The organism is Paenibacillus foliorum, assembly GCF_013141765.1.
In the GTDB taxonomy this organism is placed as follows: domain Bacteria; phylum Bacillota; class Bacilli; order Paenibacillales; family NBRC-103111; genus Paenibacillus_S; species Paenibacillus_S foliorum.
In genome coordinates this window covers 1-14,835 of record NZ_WHOD01000054.1, presented here as the reverse complement: position 1 = coordinate 14,835, position 14,835 = coordinate 1, and the positions used below count along the sequence as shown (strand labels likewise).

At 43.2% G+C, this 14,835-nt stretch carries 12 protein-coding genes; all 12 read left to right on the top strand.

Annotated features, from left to right (window positions below; translation table 11 throughout):
• The first annotated feature begins 114 nt into the window (after nt 1-114).
• The 12 genes from GC093_RS13135 to GC093_RS13075 all read left to right on the top strand — a co-directional run bounded on the left by GC093_RS13135 (nt 115) and on the right by GC093_RS13075 (nt 14,672).
• Nucleotides 115-879: a glycerophosphodiester phosphodiesterase gene (locus GC093_RS13135; RefSeq protein WP_171652330.1), complete on the top strand. Its 765-nt coding sequence runs from the start codon at nt 115-117 to the stop codon at nt 877-879.
• Between the two features lie 24 nt (nt 880-903).
• Nucleotides 904-1,491: a histidine phosphatase family protein gene (locus GC093_RS13130; protein WP_171652329.1), complete on the top strand. Its 588-nt coding sequence runs from the start codon at nt 904-906 to the stop codon at nt 1,489-1,491.
• Between the two features lie 646 nt (nt 1,492-2,137).
• Entirely contained in the window at nt 2,138-2,371 is a 234-nt protein-coding gene (locus GC093_RS13120) for an AfsR/SARP family transcriptional regulator (protein ID WP_171652328.1), read from the top strand.
• Complete coding sequence (locus GC093_RS13115) at nt 2,368-2,622, top strand: hypothetical protein (protein WP_171652327.1); 255 nt, start codon at nt 2,368-2,370, stop codon at nt 2,620-2,622. The genes GC093_RS13120 and GC093_RS13115 overlap by 4 nt, the downstream gene beginning before the upstream one ends.
• A gap of 219 nt (nt 2,623-2,841) precedes the next feature.
• Complete coding sequence (locus GC093_RS13110) at nt 2,842-5,931, top strand: hybrid sensor histidine kinase/response regulator (protein ID WP_171652326.1); 3,090 nt, start codon at nt 2,842-2,844, stop codon at nt 5,929-5,931.
• Nucleotides 5,932-7,200: 1,269 nt separating this feature from the next.
• Entirely contained in the window at nt 7,201-8,235 is a 1,035-nt protein-coding gene (locus GC093_RS13105) for a LacI family DNA-binding transcriptional regulator (RefSeq protein ID WP_171652325.1), read from the top strand.
• Nucleotides 8,225-9,190 (top strand): carbohydrate ABC transporter permease, encoded by a 966-nt coding sequence (locus GC093_RS13100; RefSeq protein ID WP_171652324.1) that lies wholly within the window; start codon nt 8,225-8,227, stop codon nt 9,188-9,190. The genes GC093_RS13105 and GC093_RS13100 overlap by 11 nt, the downstream gene beginning before the upstream one ends.
• A 21-nt stretch (nt 9,191-9,211) precedes the next feature.
• Nucleotides 9,212-10,054 carry a carbohydrate ABC transporter permease gene (locus GC093_RS13095; RefSeq protein ID WP_216624619.1) on the top strand — a complete coding sequence of 281 codons (843 nt, stop codon included), beginning with the start codon at nt 9,212-9,214 and terminating at the stop codon, nt 10,052-10,054.
• Between the two features lie 140 nt (nt 10,055-10,194).
• Nucleotides 10,195-11,571 carry an ABC transporter substrate-binding protein gene (locus tag GC093_RS13090; protein WP_171652323.1) on the top strand — a complete coding sequence of 459 codons (1,377 nt, stop codon included), beginning with the start codon at nt 10,195-10,197 and terminating at the stop codon, nt 11,569-11,571.
• An 81-nt stretch (nt 11,572-11,652) separates the two neighbouring features.
• Nucleotides 11,653-12,705 (top strand): zinc-dependent alcohol dehydrogenase, encoded by a 1,053-nt coding sequence (locus tag GC093_RS13085; RefSeq protein ID WP_171652322.1) that lies wholly within the window; start codon nt 11,653-11,655, stop codon nt 12,703-12,705.
• A gap of 68 nt (nt 12,706-12,773) precedes the next feature.
• Nucleotides 12,774-13,523 carry a hydroxypyruvate isomerase family protein gene (locus tag GC093_RS13080; RefSeq protein ID WP_171652321.1) on the top strand — a complete coding sequence of 250 codons (750 nt, stop codon included), beginning with the start codon at nt 12,774-12,776 and terminating at the stop codon, nt 13,521-13,523.
• 21 nt (nt 13,524-13,544) lie between these two features.
• Nucleotides 13,545-14,672, top strand: a complete 1,128-nt coding sequence (locus GC093_RS13075; protein WP_171652320.1) for a Gfo/Idh/MocA family protein — start codon at nt 13,545-13,547, stop codon at nt 14,670-14,672.
• The last annotated feature ends 163 nt before the right edge of the window (nt 14,673-14,835 follow it).

Here is a 14,835-nt window from a genome sequence, read left to right as displayed (position 1 = left end):
TTGCTCACAACACACGTGAGGGCGTAATGGTCGGTTTGTGACATGCCTTCGCGTATGGTTGGGAGTAAACACGGTTCAATAAGATTCTTTTATAAGGGAAGGAGTCGGCTTATAATGGTACACAAGGATAAACGGCCGTTAATCATCGGCCATCGCGGAGCCTCTGGAGAAGCGCCGGAGAATACATTGGCTTCATTCGGTCTGGCTTTGCAGCAGGGGGCGGAAGGGTTGGAGCTGGACATCCATCTGTCGGCGGATGGAGAAATTTTTGTATGCCATGATTCAACGGTCGATCGAACAACGAATGGCACGGGGGAAATTGCTAATATGTCGGTGGAGGAACTGAAAATGCTGGACGCCGGAAGTTGGTTTGATGAACGTTATGCCGGCGAGCAGCTTCCGTTACTGGAGGAAGTCTTTGCTTCTGTACCGGCTGAAATCGTGATCAACGTGGAGGTCAAATGCCCACTTACCCCACGGTTGCAGGAACGGCTGCTGCAGCTATTGAATCAGTACGATCGACTGCAGAGTGTAGTGTTTTCGTCCTTTCACCACAAAGTATTGTTAGGTCTGAAGCAAGAAGAGCCCCGATTACAAGTTGGACTATTGTATAGGGGGAATTTCATCAATCACCGCAATGTGGCGGAGTTGACAGGGATGGATATATACTCGCTGCATCCTTATTATACGCTGATTGACGCCGAGGATGTGGCCGATGCAGTTTCGCACGGGCTGCGTGTATATACTTTCACAGTAAACGATCCGGTGCAAATGAAACGGGTGTATGATCTTGGTGTGTCGGGAATCGGAACTGATTTTCCGGCGCTGTTGAAAATAATGCTGGATAGTCTGGAATCGCAAGATAAAGCTGCAGTATGATATCGTAAATCGGGAGAGTTATTGATGATCATTGGTTTTGTTAGACATGGGGAGACCGATTGGAATAAAGAAGGTAGATCTCAAGGACATCGTGATATCGAGTTAAATGAAGAGGGGCAAGTTCAGGCGCATGCAGTAGCAAAGCGCTTGAGTGCCGAACAGTGGGATATTCTGATTAGCAGCGATTTGCTGCGTGCCCAAGAAACGGCGCAGATCATCAGTCAACTGTTAAAAAAGCCTGTTCAATTGGACAAGCGATTGCGGGAAAGAAGCTTCGGACAGCTCGAAGGAACAACGGAGCAGGAGCGCATAGACCGTTGGGGTTCGGGTTGGGAATCATTGGATCTTAATGTGGAGACATTGGAGCATATGCTTGTGCGAAGCACGGAGTTGATGCACGAGTTGGTTGTCCGGTATAGCGGTCAGAAAATACTTCTAGTTAGCCACGGAACTTTTATTGCTGTCACTTTAAAACATTTATTGGGGGGACAAGAGATATCCACGCTTGGAAATACCTCGATTAGTGTAATTCGTAAAGAAGTCGATTGTTGGCGGGGTGAAATGATCAACTGCTTTAAGCATTTGGGAGATGGGTCCGACTTATATTGTTGACTGTTATGAAGAAGATATTAGTCTTAACGGTGCAGAATATGATGAACAAGTCGATCGCTGATCGGATGGTTCTCTGAATAACAAATAGGCTTGTCCTGAGTTCAAATCGAACTCTGGGAGAGCCTGTTTGTTATGTTCGTGTAATTTTTCAAGTAAACATTGGAATCATTTTAGAACTTTACAAGGATTGGCATTCTGTGACGTTTGATACAAAGATCGGTGCGGTGACTAGGGCAGCAGACCAGGAGAATCGAAAAAGAGTATGTTTTCATGAATTATTTACCTGATGATTCAGGCCAACAGATTCCACTTTTTTAGCCCTGCTGAATTTATCCGAACGATACCGCTGCCAATTCATTTATGAATATTATTCGATTGTCTTTCTGTATTGGTCAATTTCCATCTGTACTTGAGCGAAAACAAATTCCTGTATGCAAACTTAAGGTATTCTATAAGCTTTGCCACCTACCTTAAATGATTTAATTTGACATGTTTGAAGCAATTCATAGGCTTTGTTCCGCCCAATATTAAGCATTTCACAACAATCCTCAATGTTGACAATATCATCGTATTGCGCAAACATAATGATCATCCTTCCATAGATTCATTAGAATAATATAGAAACAAACTTCATCTCAATGCCTACATGCTGCATCATCGGGGAAAAGTGATTAGCAAGAATGCTTTGCTGGAGTTGCTTTGGCCGGAATCGGACGAACGCAAAGGGCTCGCCAACCTGCAGACGAGCAATAATCGGATTCGCACCATATGGAAGGATACAGTCGGAGAAGGCGTTTTCTCGATCCGATATGCTCTGAGCGGATATGTACTCGAGTCGAACCAACTGCGGAACAATGGGAGCAAGAGCTTCGTCGATTGAATCCTGTTTCAATCGAACATACACCTGAACATGAGCGATTGCTCGATATGTATCGCGGCAATTTTTATGAAGAGGATAGTTTTGTGTGGGCGGAAGGCGAGCGCCAAAGACTCAAGGCACTATGGCTGCAACATGCCCAGCAGTTGGGAAAATTTTACCGTTCTCACGACATGAATATAAAGGCGCTTAGCGTTTACCATAAAACCAAAATCAAGATCCTCTGTATGAAGTTAGTTATCTCGAGCTTATGAAATATATGCTCGACTGAATGATGCGGATTCTGTCGATAAACAGTATCAACTTATGATTCGAATGTTGGAACAAGAAGAGGAGATCGATCTCCGTCCGCTCGTATCGTCCGAATACGACAAAGGAGTATAAAGTAACCGCGACGCGCGCGCCAAGTTCGCAGTGCGCCGATTGCAATTGGGAAGGAGGAAAAAGCGCCGCAATTGTCGAATGCAACCTTTATGAAAACAAAGCGAATCTTACTCATTCTCGGCATATATCTGCTGATTATAACTAGTATCCGTCTCATCTGGGTCGCCTGGATATTTCCGCCACCCCATCCCAATGCCCTTCAAGGTACCATCGATCTCACCGCATGGGACTATTCGTCGAACCAGGCGCTTCCTTTGAATGGGGAGTGGGAGTTTTACACGCATGCATTTTATATGGATTATAGAAAGCTTCCAATGCCGCCAAAGCCCGATTATATTCACGTGCCAAGCAACTGGGGACAGACGTTAAATCCGGCAGGGCATTCGCCGATCGGCTACGGCTCATACCGGCTTCTCATTCACATTCACGCAAACGAGAAGCAACTGCTCGGCATTCGGGTGCCGTCCATTCCCACCGCTTCCGAGCTGTATATCAATGGACAATTGCTGGCCTATTCCGGAACTCCGGGGAAGGACATCGATTCTTTCACAGCGCGCAAAGTGCCTTATTATGCCAATTTCTATCCCGAGGGAGAAACCATAGAAGTTGTCATCCAAGTTGCCAATTATTACGACTATTTCAAGGGAGGCCTCACTTCTCCCGTCCTGATCGGCACTCAATATGCGATTGAAAAGAACATATGGTACTCTCGCAGCATGCAGCTACTCGTTTGCGCCGTCCTATTGATACACGCCTTCTATTCTTGCCTGCTCCTGTTCATTGGCGGTCGGCTTCCTGGACTATTAAGCTTCTTTCTGCTGATCGTCAGCACCATTATCTCGATTCTTATCGATGATGAGCGGCTGCTGCAAATCTGGTTGCCGATAAACTATGATTGGATAAGCCGTCTGTTCCATCTATCCTATCTTGGAATCATTTATTTTTTGTTCAAAAATGCAATGCTGCTTACGGTGGAACGCACATCATCCAGCCGTTACCGCTGGTTCAATTATATCTGCTCACTTTATGCCGGCATTGTCTTGTTTCTGCCTTTGCAACCGCTGTTGAAATTGGGTTATTTCAACATTCCTTTATACCTGTTCACGATTGTGGCCGTCCCAACCTTGACGTTTCGCTCAGCCAAACAAGGCAACCGAGATGCGATGTTCCTGCTGATCGGAGGAATAACGATTACCATCAACGGGATATGGGGCATCGTTAACACATTTTACTTTCCCGAAATCGGCTATTATCCGTTTGACCTCATATTCGCCGTGCTGGCGATAGCCTCATATTGGTTCAAACGCCATTTCAACTCCATGACAGCATTGAGGCTCCTCACCGAGAAGCTGCAGAAGGCTGACAAGCGTAAGGATGATTTTCTTGCCCATACGTCCCATGAGCTTCGCAACCCGCTTCACGGCATGCTTAACATTGCCCAAGCGGTGCTTGACGATGAAGCCGCTCGGAAAGTGGGCAGACATCAGGAAAGCTTGCGTTTACTTATTTCAGTCGGCCGCGGTATGTCGTTTCTGCTTAACGATCTGCTCGACATCAACCGGCTCAAGGAGAATGCCATTCACATTCAGCCTGCTCCCATCCGCGTACAGGCGGTGGCTTCCGGCGTCATCGACATGCTGGGCTTCATGTCGGAGGGCAAGCCGATCCGAATCGTCAACGAAATCCCGGAGTCGTTCCCCCTGGTGCAGGCGGACGAGAATCGGCTGACACAAATTTTATTCAACCTTCTGCATAACGCAGTCAAATTTACGACGCGAGGCCGCATCGAACTCCACGCCACTGTACAGAATGGTTATGCGCATATAACCGTCTCTGATACGGGTATCGGGATTGAGAAAGCGACGCTGCAAAAAATCTTTCTCCCCTACGAGCAAGCCGATTCGAGCGTAACTTCGTTAGGCGGTGGCATCGGGCTTGGACTGAGCGTCTGCAAGCAGCTCGTCGAACTGCAGGGAGGTACCATTTATGCCGAATCCGTTCTCAATCACGGATCGACCTTCATCTTTACGCTGCCGCTTGCGATGACGGCAGACACGACGAAGAGGGATGACCCTTCTCCGGATGCTGTACCATTGCCCGCGCACGCAGTGGAAACAGCTGCCGCAGCCTCCGAGGCGGCCGATATTACCGAATTGCCGGCAGTCAGCGAGCTACCGTCTCCGGCCATCGACAAAATTCGTATACTGGCTGTGGACGACGATCCGGTCAACTTGCGGGTGTTGACTCATGCGCTGGCTTCCGAGCCATATATTATCGGCACAGCAATAAGCGGAAACGAAGCTATTGCGCTGTTGGATACGGTCAAGTGGGACATTATGATCATCGACGTCATGATGCCCGGCATGTCCGGCTACGAGCTGACCCAGCGAGTCCGGCAGCGCTATTCGCTAGCTGAGCTCCCCGTGCTGCTGCTTACAGCACGCAGTCGGCCGGAGGATATTCATTCCGGCTTCCTCGCAGGAGCCAACGACTACATTATTAAGCCAACGAACACGCTGGAGCTAAAATCGAGAATTCGAGCACTTACCGATCTGACGCTAGCTGTTCGCGATCGAATGTACATGGAGGCAGCGTGGCTGCAAGCGCAAATCAAGCCGCATTTTTTCTTCAACACACTCAACTCCATCGTCGCGCTCAGCGAAATCGATACGCACCGTATGCACAAGCTTGCTGATGCATTCAGCTTATATTTGCACGCTAGCTTCGACTTCAAGAATTCGGACAAGCTCGTATTATTGAGTAGCGAGTTGGAGCTGGTCCAAGCCTATTTGTCGATTGAGAAGGAACGGTTTGAGGAACGCCTTCAGGTGCAGTGGGACGTAAAGGCATCCTTGGAGATACTTGTACCACCTCTATCCATTCAGCCACTGGTTGAGAACGCGGCCCGGCACGGGATTTTGAAACGAACGCGCGGAGGCACCATCCAAATCCGGATTGCCGAATATGAGGATAGAGCGGAGGTTTATATCGAGGATGATGGCGTGGGAATGGACGAAACGACCATCCGGCACATCCTGGTTCGCGGTTCCGCGAAGGAGCAGAAGGGGATCGGGCTGATCAATACCGACCAGCGGCTGAAGCAGCTTTACGGACAAGGGCTGCGTATTGAGAGCAGTTTGAACGAAGGAACAATCGTTTCGTTCCAGATATTGAAGTAACTTCTGGACAACCACGGGTTGTTCAGTAAGCTACTTGAGGACAAGAAATAAAGAGTCCGAGGCCGCTCCAATAAGATGGCAGAAGGTGGCTCGCCGACGTACGAAGCCCGCCAGAAGTAGCTCAAGGGACAAAGGCCGAAGGAGAAGCCGCCGCATTGGTTGCGTCGATCACCTTTAGCCGTCCCAGTTCCTGCTCCGGATGCCACTGCTTGTAGCAAAACCCTCCAACCACTCATCTAAATGCACGTTTCCCTCCTGTAAAATAAGCAGGTTCTTTGTGCTGCTATGGCTGTGGTCTGTCTCCGTTGCAATCGAAGCGATGTGCTTTTGAACTCAAACGGATACAAAGACCGCTCACTCCATCGTTTGCAGACTACACTCCTTCCATGAAACGTCCCTAACCTGACAACATTGGGGGGGCAGTTTTTTCCGATAACTAAGCTTTCAGTAATCATTTCTGATTTCTGTGATGAAGCATCTAGTTTAGATTGTCATATATCTGATGCGGTACATAAGGCTCCTCCAGGCTCGCAATTTCGTTTGAATCCAGCAAAATACTATTTGGCAGCAAAATAGAAAAATCAGAATCAGCCTAACGGAAGAAAGTTTAGGCAGGGAAAAAATCTTTGTTCTTGATGATTTGAGATTTTCAATTGATGCAACAAAGAATCTATCACTCAATCTTAATGATGAGAGTGAAATACACCATTTATCACTATCTGACTTCTACGATATTGCTTATGACGATTGTGATACCTTCATTAAAGTATGGATCTATATGAACCGTACAAACTGGCGTGGTTACGGTCGGGCTTCAGCGAAAGATCAAAATCTGGAGATAGGGATGTTTAGAGGGGACTGGGGTGAATGAATTGTTAGAGACCAACTAACGTAATTTTAACTGTTCTACTTTCTTACCATGTTCATTATAAAAAGTATTGACAAGATCACAAAATAATTATTATAATCTATGTATGAAAAAGTAAGAAGAAATAACAAAAGAGAGATATTTTTTTTGAAAAATGTGAAAACGTCACCACATTTTCGAATTGCGAATTACAATCAGAGATTCTCCCTCATCTAATTTACCATCCCAGAGTATTTAATTTATTGTTTTTCTGAAATGAAAACGCTACGATTTTGTGTATAGCAAAAAAATCTGATAAAAAAGTAATTTTCCGTAGAGAAAGTGTTTGTTTTTTTTGTGAAAACGTCACCACATTTACTTGGTGAAAAAAGTTCCAAATAACAGATAGGAGTGAATAGAAATTGGCAACAACGATTACAGATATTGCGAAGTACATTAATGTTTCCCCTGCAATGGTGTCTAGGGTAATCCATAACAGCGGTTATGTGTCAAAGGAAAAAAGAGAATTAATCGAAAAAACTCTGTCCGAATTGAATTATGTGCCCAATAAAGTAGCGCAGGGTCTAAAAAGCCAAAAGACAGGAATGATTGGACACATATTGCCGAGAGCTTATCCAAATCCATTCTGGGCCGGATTGTGCCAATCGATAGACGAATATGCGGATGAATGTGATTATCAAATACTACGATTATTTACTTACAATGATCCAAAACGAGAATTAAAGCAAATTGAAGAAATGGTTGCAAGGAAAGTGGATGGAATTATATTTACCAGTGCAAGTAGTAAGGAGAATATACAAAGAGTTGTTGATATGGGTATACCAACCGTGATGGTGGAAAGGCCTTTAGATGTGATGGGTGTTGATAAGGTCCTAATCGACTACGTTGAAGCATCCTATGTCGCGACGAAACACCTGCTTCGATTGAATCATAAAAATATTGGATATATTGGTGTGGATACTTCTGTGAATGTCGTAGAGAGTGAGAGATACAATGGCTTTCAGAGAGCTCTTATGGAAGAGAAGATTACCACGGATAATAAATATATTAAATTTTGTGAGAGCTATAGTCCCCAGTATGGTTTTCATTTAATGGAAGAGATGATCTTGAGTGATTTCCTGCCTTCCGGCATTTTTGTAGCGAGTGATGTTCTGGCCATTGGCGTTCTTCAAGCGTTATATAAACATCGAATCCGAGTTCCTGATGACATTTCGATCATCGGTTACGATAACAGTTATGCGGATATTTTATCTCCCCCGATTTCTTCTGTCGGTTTGCCCCTTAAAGAAATGGGTGAAGCTGCAATCAATTTAATCTTAGAAAGAATGAAAAGTAAAACTACAAGTGTAAAAACGTTGACTTTACATGCTTCCTACGTGGAGAGGGAATCTGTGAAACATAATACAAACCAAGAGGTGGAATCAGATGGAACATGAATTTGTTAAAAAACAGTCGCAACCACTAAAGCGTAAGCATCAGAGTAGAACGTTTTCATCCTTCGTTGATCGTAACATAAGCTATATTTTAGTTCTTCCGGTTTTATTACTTATCACAGTTGTGATCTTGTATCCGAGTATCAGAACGATACTGATGTCTTTCTATCGTGTAGAACTACTGAAGCCGGAACAGCCATTCATCGGATTGGATAATTATATTAATATTATTAAAGACCCTGGCTTATTGAAAATCATATACAATACGATTTTTTTTAGTGTGGCTTCTCTATTCTTAGCAACTATTGTGGCTCTTTATTCGGCGCAGTTACTAAACAAACCCTACTGGGGAAGAGGTTTATACCGGACTTTACTTTTGATTCCATGGGTCACCCCTCCTGTTGTAATGGGGGCTGTGTGGAAGGTTTTATACAGCGAAAATTTTAGTCCGCTAAACGGTTTACTTATGGGTCTAGGACTCCGGGATACGCCATTCTCCTTCTTAGGGAACACAGAATGGGGATTTGGGCCGTTCAACATTCCTATGCTATCCCTGGTTGTCGTCAATGTTTGGCATATGTTTCCTTTTATGATGGTTATGTTCTTAGCGGCAATGCAGAGCGTATCGAAGGATTACTATGAAGCTGCTACTGTAGAAGGTTTGGGTAAAATTGGGCAATTCTACAAGATAACGCTTCCACTTATTTTACCGGTCTTAGAAATCACACTATTATTAGAATTCATTTGGCAATTTAATAATTTTAATTCCAGTTATTTATTGACTCAAGGAGGTCCGCTGGATATGACGAACGTATTGGCGGTGAAAGTGTTTCAAGAAGCGTTTATCAATTTTAAATACAGCACAGCCTCAACAATTAGTGTGCTGATGTTCTTGGTAGTGCTTGTCCCTTCAATTTTTTATATCAAAAAGAGAGTACAGAATGAGTTCAAAGAATAATAACGGGGAGGAGGAGTTGTTTTGAATAAAACATCGAAATGGGAATATGTCGTACATTATGTTATTTTGAACAGCATTGCAATATTTGCTCTTTTTCCTTTTTATTGGATGTTTGTGACTTCCGTGAAACCGGCTGAACAGATTTTACAAATTCCGCCTGCTTGGTGGCCAAGCTACTTTGAATTTAAGAACTATACTGAAGTATTTCAGATCATGCCACTATTCGAATATTTGAAAAATTCAATCATTTATTCCCTATCAACCACTATCGTTTGCGTTCTGCTTGCTTGCTTTGCGGGTTACAGCTTGAGCAGGTTTCGTTTCAAAATCAGAAATGCAAGCATTGTGTTAATCTTATCATCACAATTAATTCCGTGGGTTATGAGTATCATTCCGTTTTATTTCATCATGCAAAGCTTGAAATTGAATAATACGACCATAGGCATTACCCTAGCCTATAGTATTTGGGCAATACCGTTTTGTACACTGATGTTAAAAAATTATTTTACGTCAACTTTACCCGTTGAAATTGAAGAAAGTGCCATGATTGACGGCTGCTCGAGAATGAAGATACTTTTCGTGATCGCATTGCCGATTTCAATTCCCGGTATTGTTGCAACCGCTATCTTTTCCTTTATATTGGCTTGGAATGAATATATGTGGGCAAGCATTGTTCTGTCGGATACCAAATACAAACCGTTATCAGTGGGAATTCATGACTTCATTGGGCAATTCGGCGTTACTCCATCGGTTTCCCTTTTTATGGCGGCTTCTGTGATTACCACTTTACCTATTTTACTTATTTTCGGTTTTTTACAAAAATATTTGATCAGTGGAATGTCTGATGGCGCAATAAAAGGTTAATCGATCTCGATCCGATACAATCAGCATGTTACGCATGAAATGAAGCTCATTTCATATTGCTTAAAGGTGGTGGTTGCAGACAATATTGTAAGGAATTTTAAAGTCTGTTTTCTAATTCAATGAATGGAGAGGGTTCTAAAATGAAAATGAACTTGAAAGCAATCAGCTTGTTTATGCTGGCACTGATGATGCAGGTATCCCTTGTTGCTTGTAGCGGAACCAACGTAACCAATACCGGGGGGGACACTGCGAAAAATTCCGGCCAAAACAAGGAGACCCAAACTGTTGAGAAAAAAGAAAACAAAAACAGAGAAATTACGGTTTGGCTTCAGCGGTATGGAAGCACCCCCAGTATTTCGAATGATTTTATGAAGGATGTTACTGCAAAATTTAAAGAAAAAACGGGTATTAATGTTAAATATGAAACTCTAGACTGGTCTCAAGCGCTGAGCAAATATACTTTAGCCAGTACCGGTGGCGATGCGCCGGATGTTGCAGACCTATTCTTTCTTCAGTCTTTCCAGAAAATCGGCGGCGATAAGATGGGGCCGATGCAAATTAATGATTTGGTTAAAGAAATCGGTGTGGACAAATATATTACTTCCACTTTATCCGAAGCGAAAGTCGGCAACGATTTTTACGGCATCCCTTGGCGTATGGATACTCGAGTTTTGCTTTACAATACGGAGCATTTCAAAGAAGCAGGATTAACCGAGCCACCGAAAAATTGGAATGAATTAATTGAATATGGGAAAAAATTGACAAAAGCAGATGCTAACGGGAACATTACTCGTTCAGGCTTGATATTCAGAAATTCCCAAGCACGTTTTGATCAGACTTGGTTCGCAATTTTAACGCAAGCCGGCGGAAAGGTTTTAAGTGATGATTTGACCAAAGCTGCATTTAATACTCCCGAAGGCGCGGAATCGTTACAGTTTATGCAAGACATTGTGCATAAGTATAAAATTGCGCCAAAAGGGATTATAGACCCAAGCTTTGACCCGAACAATGAATTCTTGTCAGGCAAAGCTTCCATGATGATCGGAGCAGCTGCAGATTTTAGAGCTACCCAAGAAAAACTTGCACCACAAATGAAAGATAAATATAAGGCTGCGGTAATGCCGAGTAAAACGGGAGAAGGCCCATCAAGCATAAGTTTCGCTGCCCCAATATCTATAATGAAAACAACAAAAGATGTTGAGGCGGCAAAAGAGTGGGTTAAATTCTTCATGTCCAATGAGATCCAGCTTGAAGCATCAAAACGGTTCTCTTTACTAAATTCCAACAAGGAAGTTATGAACGACCCATACTTTAAGAACGACCCATGGTTGAGCGTTTTCGTTAAACAGACCGAGAGGGTAATTCCGGGTGATAAACCGGTTGCGCAATGGAGTCAAATTGACGCATTTCCAAATGGCCCTATTCCAAAGATGGCAACCGCTATAATGGCGGGGAAATCTGTTAAAGACGAAATCGAAAATGCCGTAGTGGAAATCAACAAAATTTTAACCCAATAAACGTATGGATTGCTGCCCCGAGTAGTAGTTCCATATTATTCGGGGCTTAATTATAAAATATAAACCTGGAGGTACCTACTAATGAAAATTGCTAAATATTTGTCTCCGAAAACATTGGTCATAGAGGAGGTAGAAGATCCATCTATTCAATCTAATGAAGTGAAAATCAAAAGTATCATATCCGGGATAAGTCACGGCACAGAAATGAATGTTTATCGGGGAGTGGCACCGTTTTTTCATAAAAAACTTGACCGCCAGACCCGTCTATTTATTCAATCATCTCAAAATGATACATGGAAATATCCGGTTCGCAGCTGTGACCCGGGAGTTTGGTATATGGGATACTCCAATGTAGGAAAAGTAGTAGAAGCAGGTAAAGAAGTGAACGATATCAAACTTGGAGACATTGTTTATTCGACCGGGCCGCACCAGTCCATTGTAGTTAAACCGGCAAGTGATGTTATAAAGCTACCTGATTCCGTCCACCCTGAGCAAGGTATCTTCTTAACTAATCTTATGACAGCATATAACGGCATTCTCGATTCACCGATTAAATTAGGAGATACGGTAGTTGTATCCGGATTAGGTGTATTAGGGCAGACAATCGTACAAATGGCCAAAATGTCAGGGGCTTTCCAAGTCATAGGTATCGATATGTTTGATCTTCGTTTGCAAACTGCTTTAGAAAATGGAGCGGATTATGTCTTTAATCCCATGACCTGCAAAGACATAGCTTATGAGGTACGCAAATTAACGAAAAACAAAGGGGCAGATCTGGTTATTGAAGTAACCGGAAATCAGAAAGCCTTAAATGAAGCTATTCGTATTGCCGCTCCAGATACGACTGTCACAGCGCTGGGTTGGTATCAAGGAGCAAGCACAAACTTGGATTTATCCGAGGAATTTCACCATAACCGGGTGAATATACGAAGCTCACAAACAGGAGCAATGGACCCTGCAATATCTCATATGTGGAACAGAGACCGACGACTGGAGAGTTGTTTAGAGTTACTTAGCCGGTTGAGATTGGACAACCTTTTAACTCATAAAGTTTCCTATGATAATATCTCTCATGCTTTTCAAATGGTGGATGAGAATCCAAAAGCAGTCATTCAGGTTGCCTTAACTTATTAAAGCAACTAGGGTTATTAATGAAATTGATTTTCATACAAATATTCGGATGAGAGTATGGGGAGGGCCCAATGAAAATATCTGTTTGTATTGACGCAGTATTGAGAGGATATGATTTGGATAAAAGTTTGCAAACGGTTAAAAGCCTTGGAATTGACTCTTTTGAATTTTGGGCTTGGTGGAACAAGGATATTGATCGGTTAGTACAATTGAAACAAGATCTTCATTTAGAAGTCGTTACTTTTTGTACTAAATTCATCAGCTTGGTGGATTCCAGCAAAAAGGAAGAGTACCTATCCGGTTTACAGGAGTCTATTGTGGTAGCCAAAAGACTGGATTGCAAACGGTTGATAACACAAGTAGGCAATGAGTTGACGGATTTACCCAGGAATCAGCAACGTGAAAATCTTATAGACGGGTTAAAGGCATGCGTACCTTTTCTTGAACAATCGGGCATGACTTTACTGGTGGAACCCTTGAATATTAATGTGGATCATAAAGGGTACTTTTTGTACCGTTCCGATGAGGCATTTGAAATTGTTGATGAAGTCGGAAGTAACCATGTTAAAGTCCTATTTGATATATATCATCAGCAAATTACAGAAGGAAACCTCATTAATACGATTATTCGAAACATTGACAAGATCGGGCATTTTCATGCGGCGGGTCATCCGGGCAGACATGAATTGGGCAACGGTGAAATTAATTATAAAGCTATATTTAACGCCATTAGAAAAGTGGGCTTCAACGGTTATATAGGACTGGAATATTTCCCCTTGACCGATCCGAAGGATGGAATTGAGGAATCGAAAACGTATTAGATAACCCGTGGGGGGATAGCTATGAGGAACAAAACAAAAGTGGGAATCGGCTTAATTGGTTACAAATTTATGGGAAAAGCACACAGCCATGCTTATCGGGATTTGCCGTTTTTTTTCGAAACGGGTGTTGTACCAGAACTTCGAGCGATTGCCGGAAGGGATGAGGATGGCTTAAAAAAGGCAGCTGAAAAAATGGGTTGGCAATCTTATGAGACTGATTGGCGCCAACTTTTGGAAAGAGACGATATTGATATCATTGATATATGCACTCCAAACATCTCCCATGCAGAGATTGCCATTGCGGCAGCAGAGGCGGGAAAGCATCTCATATGTGAAAAACCGTTGGCGATGAGTGTGAAAGAAGCTAAAAGTATGCTCCAAGCAGTGAAAAAAGCGGGAGTCGTTCACATGATCTGCCATAACTATCGCTTTGCACCTGCCGTGCAGTGGGCTAAACAACTTATTGATCAAGGACGAATCGGTAAAATTAATCATATACGGGCAGTATACTTGCAGGATTGGTTGGTCGATCCGTATTCTCCTTATGTGTGGAGATTAAATAAACAATTATCAGGATCCGGAACACATGGCGATCTTGCTGCTCATATTATCGATCTCGCCCGTTTTCTTGTTGGAGAATTCCAGTCTGTTGTGGGAATGATGGAGACTTTCACCAAAATGCGCTGTTCCAATGATGGAATGATGAAAGAAGTAGATGTGGATGATGCCTCCGTTTTCTTAGCCCGTTTCCGAAATGGAGCCATCGGGACCTTTGAGGCCACACGAGTAGCCGGCGGTAATCGCAACGCAAACCGTTTTGAAATCAACGGTGATAAAGGGTCTATCCGGTGGGACTTCGAAAACATGAATCAACTTCAACTTTATTTGACAGATGATCCATTAGGGATGCAAGGTTTTCGAACAATAAACTGCACGGAAAGCTGCCACCCCTACGCTGCAGGATATTGGCCTTCAGGACATATCATCGGATACGAGCACACTTTTATTAACTTGGCGAAAGAACTTATGGACGGAATCTCCAAAGGTTACAGTCCATCACCGAACTTTGAAGATGGTGTGAATAATCAAATTGTATTGGAGTCTGTGGAGAAGTCAGCACAAAACGGTAGTTGGGTGAACGTTTCATAATATGTGAGTAATTAAAAAAGTAAACCCATTTATGGCATACAGTGTACCTAAAATATTGCAAAAGGGACTGGATCAAATTGATTCAGTCCCTACTGCGTGGTGAAAGTCCCGAACTGGAGCTGGCAAACATAATTGCTTAGACTATACAGAGAGTCCAAATAGG

Bases quoted from the DNA above. Each gene is read 5' to 3' on its own strand.
- GC093_RS13135 (WP_171652330.1), top strand. From the start codon at position 115: ATGGTACACAAGGATAAACGGCCGTTAATCATCGGCCATCGCGGAGCC.
- GC093_RS13130 (WP_171652329.1), top strand. From the start codon at position 904: ATGATCATTGGTTTTGTTAGACATGGGGAGACCGATTGGAATAAAGAA.
- GC093_RS13120 (WP_171652328.1), top strand. From the start codon at position 2,138: ATGCTGCATCATCGGGGAAAAGTGATTAGCAAGAATGCTTTGCTGGAG.
- GC093_RS13110 (WP_171652326.1), top strand. From the start codon at position 2,842: ATGAAAACAAAGCGAATCTTACTCATTCTCGGCATATATCTGCTGATT.
- GC093_RS13100 (WP_171652324.1), top strand. From the start codon at position 8,225: ATGGAACATGAATTTGTTAAAAAACAGTCGCAACCACTAAAGCGTAAG.
- GC093_RS13090 (WP_171652323.1), top strand. From the start codon at position 10,195: ATGAAAATGAACTTGAAAGCAATCAGCTTGTTTATGCTGGCACTGATG.
- GC093_RS13085 (WP_171652322.1), top strand. From the start codon at position 11,653: ATGAAAATTGCTAAATATTTGTCTCCGAAAACATTGGTCATAGAGGAG.
- GC093_RS13080 (WP_171652321.1), top strand. From the start codon at position 12,774: ATGAAAATATCTGTTTGTATTGACGCAGTATTGAGAGGATATGATTTG.
- GC093_RS13075 (WP_171652320.1), top strand. From the start codon at position 13,545: ATGAGGAACAAAACAAAAGTGGGAATCGGCTTAATTGGTTACAAATTT.